This window comes from Pseudomonas sp. HP_08, assembly GCF_055284095.1.
The window spans coordinates 67,269-88,033 of the sequence record NZ_JBTOQC010000045.1 but is presented as its reverse complement, the minus strand read 5'-3'; the positions used below and the strand labels follow the sequence as shown (position 1 = coordinate 88,033).

16 protein-coding genes are annotated in these 20,765 nt (G+C 59.7%); 10 read left to right on the top strand and 6 right to left on the bottom strand.

What is annotated here, in order from left to right:
- Window positions 1-74 precede the first annotated feature (74 nt).
- On the top strand, window positions 75-2,447 hold the full coding sequence (locus tag ACYAS9_RS24680; protein WP_463571062.1) for a type IV pilus assembly protein FimV: 2,373 nt from the start codon (window positions 75-77) through the stop codon (window positions 2,445-2,447).
- A gap of 3 nt (window positions 2,448-2,450) precedes the next feature.
- Here the strand turns inward: ACYAS9_RS24680 and ACYAS9_RS24675 are convergent, their stop codons facing one another.
- Window positions 2,451-2,861 carry a PA2817 family protein gene (locus tag ACYAS9_RS24675; RefSeq protein ID WP_463571061.1) on the bottom strand — a complete coding sequence of 137 codons (411 nt, stop codon included), beginning with the start codon at window positions 2,859-2,861 and terminating at the stop codon, window positions 2,451-2,453.
- A 77-nt stretch (window positions 2,862-2,938) separates the two neighbouring features.
- Window positions 2,939-5,386 (bottom strand): acyl-CoA dehydrogenase, encoded by a 2,448-nt coding sequence (locus tag ACYAS9_RS24670; RefSeq protein WP_463571060.1) that lies wholly within the window; start codon window positions 5,384-5,386, stop codon window positions 2,939-2,941.
- A 188-nt stretch (window positions 5,387-5,574) separates the two neighbouring features.
- Between ACYAS9_RS24670 and ACYAS9_RS24665 the strand changes: the two genes are divergently transcribed.
- The 3 genes from ACYAS9_RS24665 (at window position 5,575) to ACYAS9_RS24655 (ending at window position 8,076) form a co-directional block, all read left to right on the top strand.
- Complete coding sequence (locus ACYAS9_RS24665; RefSeq protein WP_463571059.1) at window positions 5,575-6,198, top strand: glutathione S-transferase family protein; 624 nt, start codon at window positions 5,575-5,577, stop codon at window positions 6,196-6,198.
- Between the two features lie 160 nt (window positions 6,199-6,358).
- A complete protein-coding gene (locus tag ACYAS9_RS24660; protein ID WP_463571058.1) occupies window positions 6,359-7,291 on the top strand; it encodes an ABC transporter ATP-binding protein in 933 nt (310 codons plus the stop codon).
- Window positions 7,288-8,076 carry an ABC transporter permease gene (locus ACYAS9_RS24655; RefSeq protein WP_463571057.1) on the top strand — a complete coding sequence of 263 codons (789 nt, stop codon included), beginning with the start codon at window positions 7,288-7,290 and terminating at the stop codon, window positions 8,074-8,076. The genes ACYAS9_RS24660 and ACYAS9_RS24655 overlap by 4 nt, the downstream gene beginning before the upstream one ends.
- 46 nt (window positions 8,077-8,122) lie before the next feature.
- Here ACYAS9_RS24655 and ACYAS9_RS24650 read toward each other — a convergent pair whose 3' ends face one another.
- The 4 genes from ACYAS9_RS24650 to ACYAS9_RS24635 are packed head-to-tail and all read right to left on the bottom strand — an operon-like array spanning window position 8,123 to window position 15,205.
- The gene (locus ACYAS9_RS24650) at window positions 8,123-9,046 is read right to left on the bottom strand and encodes a hypothetical protein (RefSeq protein ID WP_463571056.1); all 924 of its coding nucleotides are present in this window, start codon (window positions 9,044-9,046) and stop codon (window positions 8,123-8,125) included.
- Window positions 9,043-12,345, bottom strand: coding sequence for a toxin VasX (locus tag ACYAS9_RS24645; protein ID WP_463571055.1), 3,303 nt, complete (start codon window positions 12,343-12,345; stop codon window positions 9,043-9,045). Before ACYAS9_RS24645 ends, ACYAS9_RS24650 begins: the two co-directional genes overlap by 4 nt.
- Window positions 12,342-13,190 (bottom strand): DUF4123 domain-containing protein, encoded by an 849-nt coding sequence (locus tag ACYAS9_RS24640; protein WP_463571054.1) that lies wholly within the window; start codon window positions 13,188-13,190, stop codon window positions 12,342-12,344. The genes ACYAS9_RS24645 and ACYAS9_RS24640 overlap by 4 nt, the downstream gene beginning before the upstream one ends.
- Window positions 13,187-15,205 carry a type VI secretion system Vgr family protein gene (locus ACYAS9_RS24635; RefSeq protein ID WP_463571053.1) on the bottom strand — a complete coding sequence of 673 codons (2,019 nt, stop codon included), beginning with the start codon at window positions 15,203-15,205 and terminating at the stop codon, window positions 13,187-13,189. The genes ACYAS9_RS24640 and ACYAS9_RS24635 overlap by 4 nt, the downstream gene beginning before the upstream one ends.
- Window positions 15,206-15,411: 206 nt before the next feature.
- Between ACYAS9_RS24635 and ACYAS9_RS24630 the strand changes: the two genes are divergently transcribed.
- Genes ACYAS9_RS24630 through kdsB form a run of 6 tightly spaced genes read left to right on the top strand, consistent with a single transcriptional unit; the run spans window position 15,412 to window position 20,760 of the window.
- Window positions 15,412-17,658: a DNA internalization-related competence protein ComEC/Rec2 gene (locus ACYAS9_RS24630; RefSeq protein ID WP_463571052.1), complete on the top strand. Its 2,247-nt coding sequence runs from the start codon at window positions 15,412-15,414 to the stop codon at window positions 17,656-17,658.
- Window positions 17,659-17,690: 32 nt separating this feature from the next.
- Window positions 17,691-18,365 carry a MotA/TolQ/ExbB proton channel family protein gene (locus tag ACYAS9_RS24625; RefSeq protein ID WP_463571051.1) on the top strand — a complete coding sequence of 225 codons (675 nt, stop codon included), beginning with the start codon at window positions 17,691-17,693 and terminating at the stop codon, window positions 18,363-18,365.
- The gene (locus ACYAS9_RS24620; RefSeq protein WP_459748674.1) at window positions 18,362-18,793 is read left to right on the top strand and encodes an ExbD/TolR family protein; all 432 of its coding nucleotides are present in this window, start codon (window positions 18,362-18,364) and stop codon (window positions 18,791-18,793) included. The genes ACYAS9_RS24625 and ACYAS9_RS24620 overlap by 4 nt, the downstream gene beginning before the upstream one ends.
- A 13-nt stretch (window positions 18,794-18,806) precedes the next feature.
- Window positions 18,807-19,802 carry a tetraacyldisaccharide 4'-kinase gene (lpxK, locus tag ACYAS9_RS24615; RefSeq protein WP_463571050.1) on the top strand — a complete coding sequence of 332 codons (996 nt, stop codon included), beginning with the start codon at window positions 18,807-18,809 and terminating at the stop codon, window positions 19,800-19,802.
- 11 nt (window positions 19,803-19,813) lie between these two features.
- On the top strand, window positions 19,814-19,999 hold the full coding sequence (locus ACYAS9_RS24610; protein WP_056836870.1) for a Trm112 family protein: 186 nt from the start codon (window positions 19,814-19,816) through the stop codon (window positions 19,997-19,999).
- Window positions 19,996-20,760: a 3-deoxy-manno-octulosonate cytidylyltransferase gene (gene kdsB / locus ACYAS9_RS24605; RefSeq protein ID WP_463571049.1), complete on the top strand. Its 765-nt coding sequence runs from the start codon at window positions 19,996-19,998 to the stop codon at window positions 20,758-20,760. The genes ACYAS9_RS24610 and kdsB overlap by 4 nt, the downstream gene beginning before the upstream one ends.
- The last annotated feature ends 5 nt before the right edge of the window (window positions 20,761-20,765 follow it).

Here is a 20,765-nt window from a genome sequence, read left to right as displayed (position 1 = left end):
TGCAGGTTCTCGCTCATACTATTTGCACACATTTCAAGCACGAGAAGCCGTGTCCGGTTTCCTTAAGGGGACGCATGCTGAAAAGATCTCAGGTGGTTGTCGAGGACGACTTCAGGGCTGTGGTTCGTGGCGGTGCCGGCAGGGCGGCGATGGTGCTGACCATGGCCTTGGCATCTTTGTCGTGGCCGGGGCTGGCGTCGGCGCTGGGTCTGGGTGAAATCACCCTGCACTCGGCCTTGAATCAACCGTTCAATGCACGGATCGCACTGATCGAGACCGATGGCTTGAGCAGCGATGACCTCATCGTCAAGCTGGCTTCGCCCGAGGCGTTTGCCAAGGCGGGCATCGAGCGCGGATTCTTCCTCAATGACTTGCGCTTCTCGCCCGTGGTTCGGGGTAACCGCAGCTTTATCGAGGTGGTGTCCAGCAAACCGGTGACCGAGCCTTACCTGAGCTTTATGGTGCAAGTGGCGCAGCCCAACGGCGATCTGCTGCGCGAATACACCTTGTTACTCGACCCTGCGACCTCGCCTCAGGGCCTGGCAGCCACCCGCAGCCGGCAGGAAGACGCCAAAGCCCAGGCAGCGGCATCATCCGCCTCGCGCCTGCCGGTCGCGCCGCCTCCTGCGGTGCAAGGCAAGCATTACACCGTCGCCAGCGGCGACACCCTCAGCGCCATTGCGCGACGCTTGCAAGGCCCGGGCAGCAAAGTATCTGCCGGCCAGTTGGCCGAAGGTATTCAGGCGCTGAACCCGTTGGCGTTTCCCAAGGGCGCAGGTTCCGGGCTAAAGGCCGGACAAAGCCTGTTGGTGCCTGACAGCGCGGTATTGCCGGCTGCGGCCAGCAATGTTGCACCCGCCAGCACGCCGGGCAGCAATGCCACCGCTGGCGCACCAGCGCCTGCCGAGGTCGAGCGCGCAGCGGTCGAACTGTCCACGGCCGCGATCGAAAATCAGCAGCTGGCGCGCAGCGTCGATGAGCTCAAGACCCAGAATCAAAGCTTGCAGGAGCAGTTGATCGAAAGGGACAAGGCTGTGTCTGCGCTGCAGACCCGTCTGGCTGAAACTGAAACCCGCGCGCCAGCGCCCGGACCGATCGCGGTGCCGGCAGCACCGGTTGTGGCTACAGCTCCAGTTGCGAATCCAGTTGCGACTCCGGTTGCCGCGCCAGTGGTGCAAACCGTTGACGACAATCCACTGTTCAGTTTGCCGCTGTTGCTGGGTGCATTGCTGGCGATCCTGTTGCTGCTGGGGCTGGTTTACCTGCGTCGTCAGCGCCGCGCTCCTGTGCCTGCGCCAGTGGCGCCCGCTGTTGCGCCTGAAGAATCGTTGATCAAACCCGCGCAGTCGACGGTGTTGCCGGTGTACGAGATTCCGGCCGTGTCGCCACAACCGGCACCGAGCCAGCCAACCGCACCGTCATTGAGCAAGACCCCGGCTGCAACCAGGCGTCTGGCAGGGTCTGCGCCCGATGCCCTCGATGGCGTCAGCATCTACATTGCCTATGGTCGTTTCAACGAGGCCATGGGCATTTTGCGTGATGCACTGGAAAAAGAGCCCGAGCGCGAAGACATCCGTGTGCGCATTCTCGAACTGCTGGCCGAGCAGGATGACGCCGCCGGGTTTGAGCGTGAGGCACACACCGCGCTGGACAATGGCATGAGCGATGAGCAGATTCAGGCCATTCGCAACCGTTATCCGAAACTCAAACCCGTCCCGGCAGCGCCTGCGCCGGCCCCGGTTGCGGCAGGTGCGGCGGCTGGCGTGGCGGCTGTGGCTTTGGCCGCTGCGGCCAGCGCATCGAAGCATAACGAGCCGCCCGCGCAACTCGATGAAACCGCAGCCGCTGCGCTGAACCCTGAGCATCCCGACGAGTTTCAACTCAATCTCGACGAGCTGTCGATGGATGCCGACTGGGATCTGGTCGATCCCTTCGACAACCCGGCTGCACGCCAGGCGCCTGAAGCTGCGGCAGAGGTCGAGACCGATCCGGGCTTTGCTTCGAACCTGAATGAATTGCCCGAAGTTTTCGAGTTGCAGGACGATCAGTTTCTAGGCGATCTGTCGGAGCCTGAAACACCGCTTGCCGAGTCCATCGAATTGATCGAGCCAGTGGCGATCGATGAGCCGGGCGATTCATTCGTTGTGTCAGGTCTGGATGATTTCGATGAGCTACAGGCCTCAGGCGTCGAAACGCTTGAAATCATTGCTCCGGCAGCCAGTGATGAGCTGGACGATGCGTTTCTCGACAGCTTTGCCGGCGATGAAGGCATGGAGTTCGACCTGCTGGATCTGGACGAAACCCCGCTGACCCTGATCAATCAGGCCCAGTTGTTGATCGATGAAGGCGAAATCGATCAGGCGCGGCGTTTGCTGTTGCAGGTGCTTGACGAGTCTGACGAGGCGCATCGGCAGATGGCCAGCGATTTGCTGGCCAGCCTTGAATAGGGCTTAGTGCGACTGGCCTTGAGTCGACAGGGCCAGCAGTTGCTTTTCCTGAAGCCAGTCGAACGGTTCTTCGTTCTGCTCGGCTTCGAAGCGGCGCTCTTCCAGAGCCTGGTACAGCTCGATTTCGTCGTCCGGCATAAAGTGCAGGCAGTCGCCACCGAAGAACCACAGCAGATCGCGCGGGACCAGATGAGCGATCTGCGGGTAGCGCTGGATGATCTGGCACAGGATGTCCTGACCCAGGTATTGGCTTTCGATCGGGTCCTGTGGCAGTTGCTCGACCAGTTCGTCGAACCGCTCCAGAAACAGGGAATGACTTTCTTCGGGAACCTGTTCTGCCTCGCCCAGCGCGACCAGAATACTGCGCAGGTGAGCCAGCAGGCTCAGGTGATGGTCGAGAATGGCGTCGGCCATGATGAAATCCTCAAAGACAAAACGGGCGCGAGAGTATAAAGCTCTGCGCGCCCGCTGTGTGCATCGCGTAATGACGTTTAGCGGGTCTTGCCCGGTGCCAGCGTCAATTCTTCCTTGGCAAAGTCATCCACATCGATGACCTTGCGCCGCGCGCGCTCGGCCACCTCGATGCTCTGCGCCTCACCGGTTTGTAGAATTCCGGCTTGCACAGCGGCGTCCACCGGCGACTCGCCGGGGGCCAGGTTGAGCTGCTTGCTCTTGATCGCGTGGGCGAGCTTGCGACGTACCGGATAAGCCGCCTGCAACAGGTCATGCGCGTGTTGCAGCGCACCGACCGGATCGTCTGCCGATTGCGGGCGATAGCAACCGGTCAGCAAGTGCTCCAGCGCCGGATCGCCTTTGGACTGCCCCAACAGCTGAGCGATTTCGGCGTCCAGTGCATCCGACGGCCCTTTGTGCCGGCGCCCGAACGGGAACACCACCACGCGCAAGGCGCAGCCCAGCCACTTGTTGGGGAAGTTGCGCAGCAGCTCGTCGAGTGCGCGTTCAGCTTCGCCAAGGCTTTCTTCCATCGACCAACGCACAAGAGGGCGCAGTTCCTGAGGCGAGCCCAGATCGTGATAGCGTTTGAGCGCCGCCGAGCCCAGGTACAGGTGGCTGAGCACATCGCCCAGACGCGCCGACAGGCGTTCGCGACGTTTCAGTTCGCCGCCCAGCAACATCATGCTCAGGTCAGCGAGCAGCGCAAAAGCGGCCGCCTGACGGTCCAGAGCACGGAAATAGCCCTGGCTGAGACTGTCGCCCGGCACTTTGTCGAAACGGCCCAGGCCCAGATTGAGCACCAGCGTGCTCGCGGCATTGCCCACGGCAAAACCGATGTGGCGCAGCAGCAGGTCATCGAACTCATACAGCGCCCGTTCCTGATCTTCGCGGCCGACCAGGGCCATTTCCTTGAGCACGAACGGATGGCAGCGAATAGCGCCCTGACCGAAGATCATCAGGTTGCGCGAAAGGATATTCGCCCCTTCAACCGTGATGAAAATCGGCGCGGTCTGCCAGCTGCGCGCCAGATAGTTATTGGGGCCCATGACGATACCCTTGCCGCCGTGTACATCCATGGCGTGGCTGATGCATTCGCGGCCGCGTTCGGTCAGGTGATACTTGAGAATCGCCGACAGCACCGAGGGTTTTTCACCCAGGTCTACGGCGTTGGCGGTCAGGATGCGTGCGCTGTCCATCAGCCAGGCATTGCCGCCGATACGCGCCAGCGCTTCCTGAATACCCTCGAAGGCCGACAGCGGCACATTGAACTGCTCGCGCACCTGAGCGTACTGGCCCGTCACCAGGCTGGTGTACTTGGCCGCACCGGTGCCCACCGCCGGCAGCGAGATCGAACGGCCCACCGACAAGCAGTTCATCAGCATCATCCAGCCCTTGCCGAGCATGGCCTGGCCGCCGATGAGGAAATCGAGCGGCACGAACACGTCTTTGCCGGAGTTGGGACCGTTCATGAAGGCGGCGCCCAGAGGCAAGTGACGGCGGCCGATCTCGACGCCTGCGGTGTCAGTCGGGATCAGCGCAAGACTGATGCCCAGGTCCTCTTGTTCGCCGAGCAGATGCTCGGGGTCATAAGCCTTGAACGCCAGGCCAAGCAACGTCGCCACCGGACCCAGGGTGATATAGCGCTTTTCCCAGTTCAGGCGCAGGCCGATGACTTCTTCACCTTGCCACTGGCCTTTGCAGATAATCCCGGTGTCGGGCATGGCGCCGGCATCGGAGCCGGCCAGAGGACCGGTCAGGGCAAAGCAGGGAATGTCATCGCCGCGTGCCAGGCGTGGCAGGTAATGGTTGCGTTGTTCATCGGTGCCGTAATGCAGCAGCAGTTCGGCAGGGCCCAGCGAGTTGGGGACCATGACCGTGGAGGCCAGGTCGCCGCTGCGGGTGGCCAGTTTCATGGCCACCTGCGAGTGGGCATAAGCCGAGAAGCCCTTGCCGCCATATTCCTTGGGAATGATCAGGGCGAAGAAACCGTGGGTCTTGATGTGTGCCCAGGCTTCTGGCGGCAGGTCCATGTCCTGGCCGATCTGCCAGTCGCTGACCAGCGCGCACAGCTCATCGGTAGGACCATCGATAAAGGCTTGTTCTTCTTCGGTCAGACGCGCTTGTGGATACGCCAGCAGGGTGTTCCAGTCTGGCCGGCCACTGAACAGCTCGCCGTCCCACCAGACCGTACCGGCATCGATGGCATCGCGTTCGGTTTCGGACATCGGCGGCAAAACTTTCTTGAACCAGCGAAACATCGGCGCACTGAAATACTGGCGACGCAGGTCAGGCAGCACCAGCGGCAGCAGCACCGCCAGCCACAGCAACCAGAAGATCGCCAGCAGCCAGCCCGGTGCATGGCTCCAGATGCCCATGGCCAACAGATACACCGCGACGATGCCCAGCGTGGCAACGGGTGTGATGCGCCGGTGGGCCAGCCAGGCAATGCCGGCCACCAGTCCTGCAATCCACAACAACAGCATAAAGAATCCTCCGTGATGACAACGCCTTGAGCGTTATCAAAGACTGGATACCCGATAGCGGGCAATCTCGATAGTGACCCTGTGTGTCTCTGTAAGTTGCTACGGGTACGTTGCAACGAGGAAGTTGCGACCCTGACAGGGTAGACTGGCAGGCCGTGATTGCCCGAACTGCCAAGGAGGAAAACGCAATGCTCAAGATCTGGGGACGCCAGAATTCCACCAATGTGCGCAAGGCGCTGTGGATCGCCGAAGAAGCCGGTGTGCCTTACCAGTCGTTGAATGCCGGTGGCGAGTTCGGCCTGGTAGACGAGCCTGATTACCGCGCCAAAAACCCTAACGGCCGTGTGCCGATGATCGAAGACGGCGAATTCATCCTCTGGGAATCCAACGCCATCGTGCGCTATCTGGCGGCGGTGCATGGCGCCGATTCAGGCCTGTATCCGGCCGATCCGCAAGCCCGCGCCCAGGCCGATAAATGGATGGACTGGGCCAGCTCGACCCTGGCCGCACCGTTTCGCCCGGTGTTCTGGGGCGTGGTGCGTACCCCGGCCGAGCAGCAGGACAAGGCGGCGATTGCCCAAGGCGTGCAAGCCCTCAATGAACTGTGGGCCATCGTCGATGCGGCATTGGCGCACCAGCCTTACCTGTCCGGCGATGAGCTGGGCATGGGCGATATCCCGCTGGGTTGCTTCGCCTACGCCTGGTTCGCAATGCCCATCCAACGCGCACCGTTGCCGCACCTGCAAGCCTGGTACGAGCGCCTGAGCGCTCGCCCGGCGTATCGCAAAGCCGTCATGACACCGCTGACCTGAGGCCTTGATTTGACCGGCTACAGTTCGTCGAGCTTTTTTGTGTCTGTTTAATACTTATTATTAATGAATGTGTCTGTACTTGGGTGGCCTGGCCTAGGACCATGGTTCGATCAGGCCACTCTTGACCTTCCTTATTCTTCAGATGGGTGCGTTTTTAGCTATGAGTTCAGCCCTGTCCATCCGACAGCTAACCAAGACCTACGGCAACGGTTTCCAGGCCCTCAAAGGCATTGATCTGGAAGTGGCCGAAGGCGACTTCTTTGCCTTGCTCGGCCCCAACGGCGCCGGCAAATCCACCACCATCGGCATTCTCTCGACGCTGGTGAACAAGAGCAGCGGCACGGTCAATATTTTCGGCCACGACCTGGACCGCGACCCGGCTGCGCTCAAGCGCTCGATCGGCGTAGTGCCGCAGGAGTTCAACTTCAATCAGTTCGAAAAGACCTTCGACATCGTCGTGACCCAAGCGGGTTATTACGGCATTCCGGCCAAAGTGGCCAGAGAACGCGCCGAGCAATACCTGACCCAACTGGGGCTGTGGGACAAGCGCGATGTGCCTTCACGTTCGTTGTCCGGCGGCATGAAGCGGCGCCTGATGATCGCCCGCGCACTGGTGCATGAGCCGCGCCTGTTGATTCTCGATGAGCCAACGGCGGGTGTGGACATTGAACTGCGTCGCTCGATGTGGACCTTTCTGACCGAGCTGAACCAGAAGGGCATCACCATCATCCTCACCACCCATTACCTGGAAGAGGCTGAACAGCTGTGCCGCAACATCGGCATTATTGATCACGGTGAAATCGTGCAGAACATGGGCATGAAACAACTGCTCAATACCCTGACGGTTGAAACCTTCATCCTCGACCTCAAGCAATCGTACCCGGCCGCTCCGCAACTGCCGGGTTTTCCTTGCAAGCTGATCGACAACCACACCCTTGAAGTGCAGGTCGACAAGAACGTAGGCATCACCGCGCTGTTCAGCCAACTGGCCCAGCAAGGCATCGAGGTGCTGAGCCTGCGCAACAAAGCCAACCGTCTTGAGGAGTTGTTCGTATCCCTGGTCGAGAAGAACCTGCAGAAGGTGGCCCAATGAGCAAGCAAAACGGCGAATTGCGCCCCAACCTGGTGGCCCTGAACACCATCGTCTACCGCGAAGTGCGACGCTTCACCCGCATCTGGCCGCAGACTTTGCTGCCGCCAGCGATCACCATGGTTCTGTACTTCGTGATCTTCGGCAACCTGATCGGCCGGCAGATCGGCGACATGGGTGGCTTCACCTACATGCAGTACATCGTGCCGGGGTTGATCATGATGTCGATCATCACCAACTCCTACGGCAATGTGGTCTCGAGCTTCTTCGGCGCCAAGTTCCAGCACTCCATCGAAGAACTGATGGTCTCGCCGGTGTCGCCGCACACCATCCTCATCGGCTATGTGCTGGGCGGCGTGCTGCGCGGCCTGATGGTCGGCGTGATCGTCACCGTGCTGTCGATGTTCTTCACCGACCTGCAAGTACACCACTTGGGCGTCACCATCGTCGTGGTTCTGCTGACAGCGACCATCTTCTCGCTGCTGGGCTTGGTCAACGCGGTGTTCGCGCGTAACTTCGACGACATCTCGATCATCCCGACCTTCGTCCTCACCCCGCTGACCTACTTGGGCGGCGTGTTCTACTCCATCAGCCTGCTACCACCGTTCTGGCAGACCGTCTCGCTGGCCAACCCGGTACTACACATGGTCAACGCCTTCCGCTACGGCATTCTCGGCGTGTCGGATATTCGTATCAGCATTGCGCTGGCGTTCATGGTGGTGGCGAGTGTGCTGCTGTATGTGTTCTGTATTCGGTTGCTGGTCAGTGGACGGGGTATGCGTAACTGATTGCAGGTTTTCCACCGGGCCGGTTGGCCCGGTGGGGATATTCTGGTTATCTCTGGCCAGGGTTTAGCTTGGCTAGAGCAGCCTGAAGCTCGGGGGATGGGCTGGCCCATTGTTCGTGTGGCAGGGGTTTGGACCATTCGATGATGTCGGGGTGGTTCAGGTCGGGAAGTGGGTAGAGCTTTTTGCGCTCCAGCAGGTCGGCCAGCAACACATTGAAGATGAAAAGTCTGAAGAATCCCTCCCAAAGCAAGGCCATGAACCAGCCTTTACGTTTGGCTGCGTCCCTGAGATCGTCCATATAGCTGGCCCAGATGCCTTTGGTTTGGGCAAATCTTGAGGTGAAGTCGCTTACAGCATCAGGGCCCACCTCCATATACGTGCGTACACATTCCCACAGCGCCATGGCGGGCTTGCCGCCGCCGCAGGGGAACATCATCGTAAAATCCTGATTGTTAACAGTTGCGTCGGGATCGGGATTTTTCAGGCTGATAAGTAACATGCCATTAGACATGCGCCCGCCCTGGGTCATGGTGGAAAACTCATTGATAGTAGCTACAACGCTTTCCCAAGGGACAATTCTGTATTCGCCGTTTTTGTGCAGAAAACAGGCTTCGCGACGTTGACGATTGAAACGCATGGGAAAAGGAGGGGGGCGCCTCAGACCAATGATCACAAATACGATAGATATGCAGGCGATGGCAGCGCCAACCAAGAATATCTCCAAGGCGATAGAAGGCGTTATGCCCTTTAGTGAAAATGCAAATGCTGAGAAGAATACTATCTGAAACCATGTCAGTGCGGATGCTGAGCCGATATTGTAATTATTGATGTCCAGAAATATATCGTTTTTGCGCCATATAATATTAAGGCAGTCGTTTGGCTTTTGCCCTGTGGGCAGAGGGAGGGGGGCCAGATAATCCTCTCGAGAAACGAAAGTTTTTTTAGACGAGCCTGCGGGTGGGGTGCTCATTTCTTAGCCTTTGGTTGCAGGTAATGTGATGACGGTTGCTCGCCCAGTTTGTGCTCTATTGCCCTGTCCAGAGAGAGAGTTTCATTATTGCGCAACGGAATGACTCCCCCTGCAGCGGTAATGGTAAAAGTCAAGCCATTCTCCCCGCCGATAAAACGATTAGTCTGCAGCAATGAGGTGAGTGGCGAGCTGTATTTCACGCGTATTGTTACAGTCTTGGGCAATGAAGCCAGTTTGAAGGCGATCTTTTCAAACTTTCCAGTGATACGTAGGCCTTGACCTTCGTCTGGAGGGATCCATTGGCAGCTGCTGTTTTCAAGCCAGTGAGTGCCCATGTCGCGCATCACGTGCGGCGTTTTGTGAAAACCGGCTTTACTTCGTTGTTCCATCCAGACTGCATGGTCGATGGGGTCGCCCGTCAGGGATATATTCAGGCGCACGTTATTGGGTGTCGCACCTGGCAAGTCAATGCTCAAGGTCTCGATATAGTCTTGATTTTGTAAGTATAGAAGGTTGCCTAAGTCAGGATTTTCGGATTTTTCCTTGAAGCTTACACGTGGTGAATAGAGCAGTATGAGTAGTTGCTCCATCTCGTCTTTTTGTGAGCTTATGCTGATGGGTGAAAGGTCGCTGGCTTTTTGTTTGGACCAACAGCAGTGGTGCAGAAAGTTTTGCAAAGGCGTCTTCTGAAAGAACCAGGCAAGCAGATAGAGTCCGCCCAGTATTGCAATAATCAAGAATAGATAAGCCATTACTATCGTATAGCCAGCAATGGCGGTTTTTATGGACATGACGCCTGTGATGGCAGCTGTGGCAAAGCCGAATCCCGCAGCGGCCTGAGCTGCGTAAGCGACCATTTGACCGGCTACTATGTTTTTTCGAAGGTTCAGCCAAGGGTCTACTGAGTTAAGTGAACTTTCAATTTGTTCTTGAAGCGACTTAAATTCGTATCTTGCTGCGCCAAATGACAAGAAGCCTATGATGCCGCCTAGAAATGGGGCGACAGGGATTTGTATGTGCCGTTTTCTGTACTCCGATAGCCCGTACCCCTTCCGTACCACGTTATCCACAACAGCCATCAACGCCGCAGCGGTATACAACACTGCAGAAACAACATCGTAGACGCGTTGCTCATCCATATTCTCTACAGCAGATGCCTGATTTATATATCGACTGGCGTTCCACGTGTTGAGCACCAATACAAGCAACGGTGTCAGGCCTCCGCTATTTTGTACTACCTTGCTATTAAGAATATTGGCGGTATTGCCTTTGCTGATGGCAAGGGCGGTGCTTTTCGCCCACTGTTCCAGTTCTTTGATCCCCTTGCCAAATGCCTCAAAGACCATGAAGTTCTGATCCTTGGTCCATTTGAAGCCAATCTGCGCATTGGCCCTCGCAAAGACCATCATCCCTACCCAGGTTTCACTCAGGCGATCCAGTTTCCCTCGAAGCAGTAATACCGCCGGGCTAAGCCGGTTGACCATGGTGACCCATTGACTGTTGTCGGCCATGACCCGCATATGCGCGAGTACCGGGCTGGCTGCATCACCTAGCGCCTTGGATAAAGCTGCCTTGGTGTTGCTCTGGTTCTCGTCGCTCAGTGCCGCCATTATTTCTCCCAGGCGCGTTTCACTGTTAAGCGCTGCTTCCAGGCTCGGGCTCCAGGAGAAGAACAACTGTCGCAAGGCGCCGGGGTCCTTGCTACGAACATAGTTGGCATATTGCTTGGCGCCCTGGCTGTACAGGCACTGGGCGGTGAGGCAGTTCTCTGCCAGATTGTCCAGCCAGTGCCGGTGATCCGCATCGTCGTAGTTCACAAACCACGTGCCGCTGTCGTGGCGCGGGAGAAAAATATCCCGGTCGGCATAAAGCAGCGTGTGACGTTCCTTAACGTGCTGGTAGTGAGCTGGTGCAGTTTCGTCCAGCCAGGTATTCATGGCGGGCAGGTCGATATTTTCATCGATCCTGCCACTGAACTTGCCTTTTCTCTGGTTGTAATCTTTCTGCTTTCGATAGCGGCGAACTTCTTTGTCGACGTCTTTATGCAGCTCAACAGGAAGGAATTTCTCCATAGGTAACTGCACCTGCCTGATCTGCTCGCGGATATCGGCCAGTTGCTGCTTGCCCTCAGAGGTCATCTGAACGGTTTGCGCATTTGCAAGCCGTGACTCTTCAAAGCGTAATGGCTCTGCTTGCGGATTGATTTTTAGGAGAATGTCTCCTTGCTCGGGAGTGATGCCGAGATTGCGCTCCACGTACCGGTAATTAACCAGATTCGCCACCTCCGCCCCGTCTTCCGTCAACAAGCTGCGCACAAACCCGCCCACCGTCAGGCGTATCTGGTTCTCGCCGATCCATTGCTGATGGCTGATTTCCAGATGATCCTGCTCATTGTCGATATCGCGCAGCACGCCCAGGTCATCGTCGAGGCAGGCGAACACCGCCCACAACCCTTGCGCTTCCTGCTGGGCTTCTTGCAACCAGCGACGGGTGCGCAAGGCGTGCCAGCGGTGGGCGCTCCAGTAGCCGGGAGCCGGGCGATCCTTGGCGGCGTCGGCGTGTTTGGAGATGACGTAATCGCGTTCGCCCACCCAATACATGGCATCGGTATAAGCCTGGGTGGTTTCAGGGATGGGGTCGTCAATCATGTTTTCGCGAAGAAGATGGGCTTGCTGGCGTTCCGATTCGCCATTGAGCTGATGGTCGCTGACCACGCCCCAGTGGTAGGTCTCCGGCATCAGCTCGGCAATGACCTGATCGGCGGCCTCTAGCGGCGGGCAGTGGGCCGCCTGCAACTGGTTGGCCACCTGCGGCAGGTCGAATTGGCGCATGCGTTTTTGCCGGGTGGCGGGTTGCGTAAGCTCTTCATAGCGTCCGGCATCAAGCGGATATTCGGTGTACATCAGCCACGCCGGCTGGTGTTTGTTCAGCGCAATGCCGGTCAGGCTGCCGCACTGGATCAATGTGTCGTCGTCATCCAGCGCTTGAGAGTCGAGCTTGCCCTCGGCACATACCGCGAATCGTTGCAGTGGGCCTGGTCCTTGCCACAGGTAGAGATAGCCTGCACGTAACCGGCGCGGTGCCATTGAGTGGCTTTTAGGGTTGACGCCCGGCTGACAGCTCGGGTGGCTGGCGGCCTGTTCGGCCAGGGCATAGCGCACCGGCACTACAAATACCTTGCCTTGATTGGCGGGGCAGGTGGCAATCGGGCTGTCGATGCTTTCGTGGGGTTGCGCTTTGGCCGCCCGGTCGGCGTTGCTCAGGTTAAGCAGGGCGGTTTCGCTGGCATTGCTGCTCATGTGCGGGGCTCCAGGTCACGAATCAGTTGCAGGGTCAGTTCATTCAGCAGCTCATCCAGCCGTTGCGTGGGAGACAAGCCGGATGCTTCAAGAATCTTCCGATAGGCCTGATGAGTGGATTCATGTGGGAAATTCGCGCCCAGGTGCACATGCAGGCCGACCCAGCGGGTGACTTCGTCTTGCGCGCTGTAACCCTGGCGCTCGGCATTGTGTCGGCAGGCCAGCGCCCAGGCGTGTTGCGCAGGGTTATCGAGTCCCAGCAGAGCGTCAGGGAAATAGCGCCGGCAATGTTCGATCAGATGGCGGTTGAATTGCTGGCGTTGGGCCTGGCTGAGGTGTTCGAGTAGGGCTGCACTCAAGCGCAGCCAGGGCGTGTGCGTATAACGCTGCCCTGGCGTTTCGCCGCTGCTGAAGATCGACAGGTCGCTGCCTTCTTCGGCGGGCAGGCGGATCAACTGGATGGGCCCCATGGCCCGATCACGTTCGATGGGATGCAGGTCTTGCAGCCACAGCCGGGCAATGCGTGGGTCGTGATAGCGAAAGAATGCCGTGACATCACCGTCCAGACTCACATGCACCAGACTGCGCAAGTGATCGAGCAGGGCCGGCTCCGGGGCATCGGTTTCCAGCCAGATACCGGCGTGCAGGCGCCATCGCTCAATAAACAACTGTGCTAACTGGCTACCCGCTACAACCGGTATCAACAACGGGCCACAGTCAGCCAGTTCGGCGTAGGCGGTGGTCAGATAAAGCGGATGGCAGGGCATGAATTGCCCGAGACTCAGCAGATACTGCGGCAGGTCATCGATCTGGGCACTGTCGAGAAGCAGGTAGGTGCGCCTCATTGCCTGGCTGCCTTGAGCTGCTGGCATATAGCGCACACAGGGGCCGCTTGCTGTGCGGCACTGCGAAATGCTTGTTTCTGTACATTGAGGGTCAGCGCCTGCAAGGCGGCCAGCGGAGTCGGTATTGCCGACAAGGCGGGCATGCCGGCCAGCGCAGGGCCACCGAGGAGGATCGGGATGCTGCTGAAAATGCCGCCTGCGCTGACCAGTAGATGCTGACCTCCGGCCTTAAGCGTAATGCTGGCCCCGGCATCGATAATCAGGTTGGCGCCCGATTTGAGATGCACCTGTTGACCGGCTTCTATGGCCAGCACCTGGCCTGCGCGGGTGTAGCTATTGCCCTGAATGTGCAGGTAATCGTCTGCCTTCAAGTGGGTCTTGCGATCCGCCGTTACCGTGCAGTGTGCTTCGCCTTCCAGTTGGCTGATGCTGTTGCCCTTGATGGTTTCCTGGCGGTCCTTGCCGACCTCGAGGCGACTGTCGTTGCTGACCTTCTGTTCCAGGTCGCGCTGGGCGTGCAGGTAGATCAGTTCCTGGCCCGCAAGGTCTTCAATGTGCAGCTCGTTATAGCCCGTGCCTTTGGGTGTGCTGCGGCTGCGAAACACGCTGCGCGTCTTGTTTGCCGGCAGCGGGTAGGGCGCAGGGTTGATGCTGTTGGGGAAGCAGCCGCTGATCACCGGCTGATCGGGGTCGCCCTCCAGAAAGGTCACCAGCACTTCCATGCCGATGCGCGGGATGGTGACGCTGCCATGCGTGTCGCCCGCCCAATTGGACGCCACGCGCAGCCAGCAACTGCTGGCTGCGTCGTATTGACCGTGGCGGTCCCAGTGAAACTGTACTTTGACTCGCCCGTACTGGTCGCAATGGATCTCTTCGTTGGCCGGGCCTGTTACCCGGGCGGTCTGGCTGCCGAGTATCCGTGGCCGGGGATGGTTCAGGGCGGGGCGAAAAAAGGTATCCCAGGGCGTTGCCGTAAAGCTGTTGCGGTAGCCCTGGCTGAAGCCGTCTTTGTTGTGGGGGCTACTTTCTTCCAGTACCTGGGGTTGCTTGCCCTGATGCTCGATACGGCCCAACAGCCAGTCCATGTTCCATTCCTGACGCGGATGATCGCGAAGCGTCATGAGGTGGCCGCTGAGCAGTTTCGGGTGGTCACTGCTGCCCTGAACCTGACAGTAGTCGGCACGCCTGCGCTCCAGGGCGCGCTGGGTCAAGGGTTTGCCACGTTCTTCGCCGATGAAACCGCCTGGGTAGGCGTAGTCCTCAAGGTCTGGCTGGGCAATTTCCGGGTCAGCAATTGTGTTGTATTCCAGTTGCCGGCTGGCCTTGTGAAAGTCGTAGTCACGTCGGGTGGTGCGGCTGGTTCGTGCTTGCAGACGCATGCTCAATTGCTGGATCACAGGTTCGTCTGCCTGTGCGCCGCTGGGCGGGTGGTAACGGACGGGGAACGCCAGTTTTCGGAACATGCTCTGGTGGTCGGCAAAGACCAGCGTGTGCTGCTCGTGGCTGTGTTCAAAGTGATAATGCAGGCCCTCTTCTTCACAGAGGCGCTGGATAAAGTGCAGGTCGCTTTCGGCGTATTGCACGCAATATTCCCGCGCTGTATAGCTGCCTGCGAGCCTGAACTGGCAGGTATTACTGAACAGTCCATGTTCCTTGAGGATCGTCTCGATGATTTGCTGGACTGTTTTTTTCTGGAAAATGCGTTGGTTGACGCGGTACTGCAGATAGCTCAGCCGTGGTACGAGTGTCAGGCTGTAGTGGGCCAGGCGTGTTCCGCTGTCGCTTTGCACGATGCGTTGAATCTGACCGTGAATACCTGTGCCGTCGCGTTCGAAGGCCAGGAAAGCCATTTGGTGCAGCAGCGCAGGCAGTTCCAGTTTTGGGCGTTCGCTGACCAGTTCCACGTTGAACCGGTAGGGCTGGCTGATGGCTTCGTCACCCTCGAAAGACAGCACCTGAAAATCATGGTCTGAGTCCTTGAGCAGCAGCCTGAAATGACCCTCCGTTGCGAGCATCCGTTTATCCCTGTCTGTCGTTGCATAAAAGACTCGGGAGGCTAGCCAGTATCCGTGTGTAATAAAGCAGGGCGTTTCTGCAGTGTTTGTAAGAAAACGGCTTGATCGCGAGACGATTTTTACCGCTCAAACGCTGCAACACTCCGCCGCTGCACCCCCAGCTTTTCAGGTCCATTCTTTGCGGCTTTCTGCCTTGAGGAATGCCCATGCGCACAGGGATGGTTGCGCTTGCTCTGGGATTGTTGACCCTGCGTTTCTTGCCGGCATTGCCGCCGGGCTGGCTGTTGCTGCTGATGCCGGTGCTGGCCTTGATGCTGTTGCCCTATCGCACTTATCCGCTGGCGTTGTGGCTGCTGGGTCTGACCTGGGCGTGTGTGTCGGCGCAATCGGCGCTGGATGACCGGTTGTTGCCCAGGCTCGATGGCCAGACGCTGTGGCTGCAGGGCGAGGTGGTCGGGTTGCCGAGTGCGGCAGATGGCGTGATCCGTTTCGAACTGAAGGACGCCCATTCCCGGCGCGCCCGGCTGCCGCAGCGCATTCGGGTGAGCTGGCATGGCGGCCCTGAGGTGCGCAGTGGCGAGCGCTGGCGGCTGGCGGTCAAGTTGCGGCGCCCGGACGGGCTGGTTAATCCCGGTACATTCGATTACGAGGCTTGGCTGCTGGCCCGGCGTATCGGGGCGAGCGGTACGGTGGTCGACGGGCAATTATTGGCGCCAGGGCATTCGGCCTGGCGCGAGGCCATTCGTCAGCGGCTGCTGGCAGTCGATGCCCAAGGCCGTGAGGGCGGGCTGGCGGCGTTGGTGCTCGGTGATGGCGCGGGATTGTCGAGCGCCGACTGGAGCGTGTTGCAAGAGACCGGCACCGTGCATCTGCTGGTGATCTCGGGCCAGCATGTAGGGTTGCTGGCCGGCGCTGTGTATTTCCTGATTGCCGCGCTGGCCCGTTGGGGATTATGGCCGCGCGCCTGGCCGTGGTTGCCGTGGGCATGCGGCCTGGCCTTTGCGGCGGCGCTGGGCTATGGATTGCTGGCCGGCTTTGAGGTGCCGGTGCGCCGCGCCTGTGCGATGGTCGCCATGGTCTTGCTGTGGCGTTTGCGCTTTCGCCACTTGGGGCTGGTCTGGCCGTGGCTGGTGTCGCTCAATCTGGTACTGGTCTTTGAGCCGCTGGCCAGCCTGCAACCCGGTTTCTGGCTGTCGTTCGCGGCGGTAGGCGTGCTGATCCTGACGTTTGGCGGTCGTCTGGGCGGCTGGCGCTGGTGGCAGGCATGGACCCGTTCACAGTGGCTGATCGCGATCGGCCTGTTGCCGTTTTTGCTGGCGCTCAATCTGCCAGTCAGTCTCACTGGGCCGTTTGCCAATCTGCTGGCGGTGCCTTGGGTCAGCCTTGTCGTCTTGCCGCTGGCGCTGTTGGGCACGCTGTTGTTGCCGCTGCCCGGTGTTGGCGAGTCCTTGCTGTGGCTGGCCGGTGGCGCATTGCAGGCACTGTTCTTGTTACTGGGCTGGCTGGCCGCGCAGGTGCCGGCCTGGATGCCAGTGGCGATTGCGTTGTGGGCCTGGGGCTTGAGCCTGTTGGGCGCGCTGTTGTTGCTGTTGCCGGCGGGTGTGCCGATGCGCCCGCTGGGCTGGCCATTGCTGTTGCTATGCGTGTTTGCGCCGGTAGAAAAGATCCCGCACGGGCACGTGGAGGTGCTGCAACTGGATGTCGGGCAAGGGCTGGCGGTTCTGTTGCGCACTCGCGATCACAGCCTGCTGTATGACGCAGGACCTGCTACAGCGGGTATCGACCTCGGTGAGCGGGTGGTGTTGCCCGTATTGCGCAAGGCCGGCGTGCGCCGGCTGGACCTGATGTTGATCAGCCACGCGCATGCCGACCATGCCGGTGGTGCGTTGGCAGTGCAGCGTGGGCTGCCAATCTTGCAAGTGCTGAGCGGCGAAGCCGATGCCTTGCCGGCGCTGCTGGCGGCTCAGCCCTGCCGTAACGGCGAGCGCTGGCAGTGGAATGGGGTCAATTTCTCGACCTGGCGCTGGGAAGACGCCCGTAGCAGCAACGAGTCGTCGTGCGTGCTCAGTGTCGAGGCCAATGGTGAGCGGTTGCTGCTCACCGGCGATATCGAATCGGGTGCCGAACGGACCCTGCTGACGTCGCCGTTCGATGTGCAGGCGCATTGGTTGCAGGCACCGCATCATGGCAGCCGCACCTCGTCCTCCCGACGTTTTCTGGAGCGCGTGGCACCCGAAGGCGTATTGATCTCCCGTGGACGGCAGAATAATTTCGGTCATCCGCACCCTGTGGTTCAGGCGCGTTACAAGGCGCTGGGCATCGCCATTCATGACAGCGCCGAGTCGGGTGCAATCAGTTTGCGCCTGGGTGCCTTCGGCCAGCCAGCGGCTGCGCGGGCGCAGCGGCGTTTCTGGCGAGATAGATGCGTCGATACCGAACATCGGTCGTGTTAGAGTGGCGCCAATTTTTCAGGGGGGACGGCACTGTGTGGGAACTGGTCAAATCCGGTGGCTGGATGATGCTACCGATCATTCTGAGTTCGATCGTCGCAGCCGGCATCATCATTGAGCGCCTCTGGACACTGCGTAGCAGCAGGATTACTCCGCCGCATCTGCTGGGGCAGGTCTGGCAATGGATTCAGGAAAATAAACTCGACGGCGAGAAACTCAAGCAACTGCGCGCCGACTCGCCGCTGGGTGAAATCATGGCGGCGGGCCTTGCCAACTCCAAGCATGGTCGCGAGATCATGAAAGAGAGCATTGAAGAGGCCGCCGCCCGGGTCATTCATGAGCTGGAGCGCTACCTCAGTGCCTTGGGTTCGATCGGGGCCATGGCGCCGTTGCTCGGCTTGCTGGGTACGGTGCTGGGCATGATCGATATCTTCGCCTCGTTCAACGCTTCAGGTACCGCTGGCAATGCCGTGGTTCTGGCCGGCGGTATTTCCAAGGCGCTGATCTGTACCGCCTCGGGCCTGATGGTGGCCATTCCGACGATTTTCTTCCATCGCTTCCTGCAAGGCCGCGTCGACGAACTGGTTGTCGGCATGGAACAGCAGGCTATCCGTCTGGTGGAAGTGGTGCAGGGTGATCGGGAAGTCGATCTGGTCGATGCGCCGGTCGATCTCAAATCGCTGGCCAAAACCGGGGGCAAGAGAAAGTGAAGTTCCGTCGCCGCAAACAGCGCGACATCATCGACATCAATCTGGTGGCGTTGATCGATGTGGTGTTCATTCTGTTGCTGTTCTTCATTCTGACCACCACGTTTACCCGTGAGACTCAATTGCGTGTCGATCTGCCGCAGGCGGTGACTGGTGCTTCGAACGACGACGCTGCGCGCAAGCAGGTGGACATCGCGATCAATGCCGACGGGATCTTTTCGGTGAACAATCAGTTGTTGCCCAGTAACGACCTGGCCAGCCTGATCGACGCCTTGCAGCGCGAGTCCGCCGGTGATACCAGCCTGCCGCTGTCGATCAGCGCCGATGGCAAGACTCCGCATCAAGCTGTGGTTACCGCCATGGATGCGGCCGGCAAACTCGGTTTCAGCCATCTGCGCATGACCACCGTTCAGGCCGCTTCAGCTAACTGATGGCCGCTCACTGATGGCGCTTTCCGACCGCTTGCTTGCCGCCTGGTACGAAGGGCATCCGGCGCTGGCGCTGTTGCGACCGTTGGAGTGCTTGTATCGCCGGGTGGTCAATGCAAAACGGGCGCGCTTTCTGGCCGGTGAAGGGACGATCTACAAGGCAGCAGTGCCGGTCGTGGTGGTGGGCAACATTACCGTCGGCGGCACCGGCAAGACGCCGTTGATCCTGTGGCTGATCGATCACTGTCGTCGCCGCGGCCTGAAGGTCGGCGTGGTCAGCCGTGGTTACGGTGCCAGGCCGCCGGGTTTTCCGTGGCGGGTGCGCGCCGAGCAAAGTGCTGCCGAGGCCGGTGATGAACCTTTGCTGATCGTGCAGCGCACCGGCGTGCCGCTAATGATCGACCCGGATCGCGGGCGTGCCGTGCAGGCGCTGCTCGACGCTGAACCGCTGGACCTGATTCTTTCCGACGATGGCATGCAGCATTACCGCCTGGCCCGCGATCTGGAGCTGGTGCTGATCGATGCCGCGCGCGGCCTGGGTAATCGCCGCTGTCTGCCGGCCGGTCCCCTGCGTGAGCCGGTCGAGCGCCTGCAAAGTGTCGATGCGCTGCTTTATAACGGTGCCCAGGCCGATCGCGAAGATGGCTTTGCCTTTACCCTCAAGCCTTCGGCACTGGTCAATCTGCGCACTGGCCAACGGGTCGGCGTGGAGCATTTTCCGCCGGGGCAGGCGATGCATGCAGTGGCCGGCATCGGTAACCCGCAACGTTTCTTCAAAACCCTCGAAGGGCTAGACTGGCGGCCTGTGGCGCATGCCTTCGCCGACCACGCGGTGTTCGATGCGCAGGCTTTGAGTTTTACACCCGCGCTGCCGTTGGTCATGACCGAGAAGGATGCGGTTAAATGCCGGTCCTTCGCCGCCCAGGACTGGTGGTATCTGGCCGTGGACGCTCAGCCTTCCACGGCATTCGTCAGCTGGTTCGATGAGCGGCTGACACATCTTATTCAATGACGGGATCTTCCATGGATACCAAACTGCTCGACATCCTCGCCTGCCCGATCTGCAAGGGACCGCTTAAACTCAGCGCCGACAAGACCGAACTGATCAGCAAGGGCGCAGGCCTGGCCTACCCGATTCGTGACGGCATCCCGGTGATGCTCGAAAGCGAGGCACGCACCCTGACGGCCGAGGAGCGCCTGGAAAAATGACTGCGCCCTTTACCGTTGTCATTCCGGCCCGTTTCGGCTCCAGCCGTTTTCCCGGCAAGCCGCTCAAGACCATCGCTGGCAAGCCGATGGTTCAGCATGTCTGGGAACAGGCGCGCAAAAGCAGCGCCGAGCGGGTGGTCGTGGCCACCGATGACGCGCGCATTGCCGAGGCCTGCCAGGGCTTTGGTGCCGAAGTATTGCTGACCCGCGAAGATCACAATTCCGGCACCGACCGTCTGGCCGAAGTGGCCGGCAAGCTGGGCCTGGCGGCGGATGCCATCGTGGTCAATGTGCAGGGTGACGAGCCATTGATCCCACCTGCGCTTATCGATCAGGTGGCGGCCAACCTGGCGGCGCACCCTGAAGCCGGTATTTCGACGCTGTCCGAGCCGATTGAAGACGTCGCCAGTCTGTTCAATCCCAATGTGGTCAAGGTCGCGACCGATATCAACGGTCTGGCCCTGACCTTCAGCCGTGCGCCGTTGCCATGGGCGCGCGACGCCCTGGCCGCCAGCCGCGATGTACTGCCGCAAGGCGTGCCGTATCGTCGGCATATCGGTATTTATGCCTATCGTGCGGGTTTTCTGCATGACTTCGTCGCATGGGGTCCGTGCTGGCTGGAAAACACCGAGTCTCTGGAGCAGTTGCGAGCGCTGTGGCATGGCGTGCGTATTCACGTGGCCGACGCTGTAGAGGCGCCACCGGCAGGCGTGGACACCCCCGAAGACCTGGAGCGCGTTCGGCGCTTGCTGGAGGGTTGATGTGG

Bases quoted from the DNA above. Each gene is read 5' to 3' on its own strand.
- ACYAS9_RS24680 (WP_463571062.1), top strand. From the start codon at position 75: ATGCTGAAAAGATCTCAGGTGGTTGTCGAGGACGACTTCAGGGCTGTG.
- ACYAS9_RS24630 (WP_463571052.1), top strand. From the start codon at position 15,412: ATGCGCACAGGGATGGTTGCGCTTGCTCTGGGATTGTTGACCCTGCGT.
- ACYAS9_RS24665 (WP_463571059.1), top strand. From the start codon at position 5,575: ATGCTCAAGATCTGGGGACGCCAGAATTCCACCAATGTGCGCAAGGCG.
- ACYAS9_RS24655 (WP_463571057.1), top strand. From the start codon at position 7,288: ATGAGCAAGCAAAACGGCGAATTGCGCCCCAACCTGGTGGCCCTGAAC.
- ACYAS9_RS24635 (WP_463571053.1), bottom strand. From the start codon at position 15,205: ATGCTCGCAACGGAGGGTCATTTCAGGCTGCTGCTCAAGGACTCAGAC.
- ACYAS9_RS24670 (WP_463571060.1), bottom strand. From the start codon at position 5,386: ATGCTGTTGTTGTGGATTGCAGGACTGGTGGCCGGCATTGCCTGGCTG.
- lpxK (WP_463571050.1), top strand. From the start codon at position 18,807: ATGGCGCTTTCCGACCGCTTGCTTGCCGCCTGGTACGAAGGGCATCCG.
- ACYAS9_RS24650 (WP_463571056.1), bottom strand. From the start codon at position 9,046: ATGAGCACCCCACCCGCAGGCTCGTCTAAAAAAACTTTCGTTTCTCGA.
- ACYAS9_RS24660 (WP_463571058.1), top strand. From the start codon at position 6,359: ATGAGTTCAGCCCTGTCCATCCGACAGCTAACCAAGACCTACGGCAAC.
- ACYAS9_RS24645 (WP_463571055.1), bottom strand. From the start codon at position 12,345: ATGAGCAGCAATGCCAGCGAAACCGCCCTGCTTAACCTGAGCAACGCC.
- ACYAS9_RS24610 (WP_056836870.1), top strand. From the start codon at position 19,814: ATGGATACCAAACTGCTCGACATCCTCGCCTGCCCGATCTGCAAGGGA.
- ACYAS9_RS24675 (WP_463571061.1), bottom strand. From the start codon at position 2,861: ATGGCCGACGCCATTCTCGACCATCACCTGAGCCTGCTGGCTCACCTG.
- kdsB (WP_463571049.1), top strand. From the start codon at position 19,996: ATGACTGCGCCCTTTACCGTTGTCATTCCGGCCCGTTTCGGCTCCAGC.
- ACYAS9_RS24640 (WP_463571054.1), bottom strand. From the start codon at position 13,190: ATGAGGCGCACCTACCTGCTTCTCGACAGTGCCCAGATCGATGACCTG.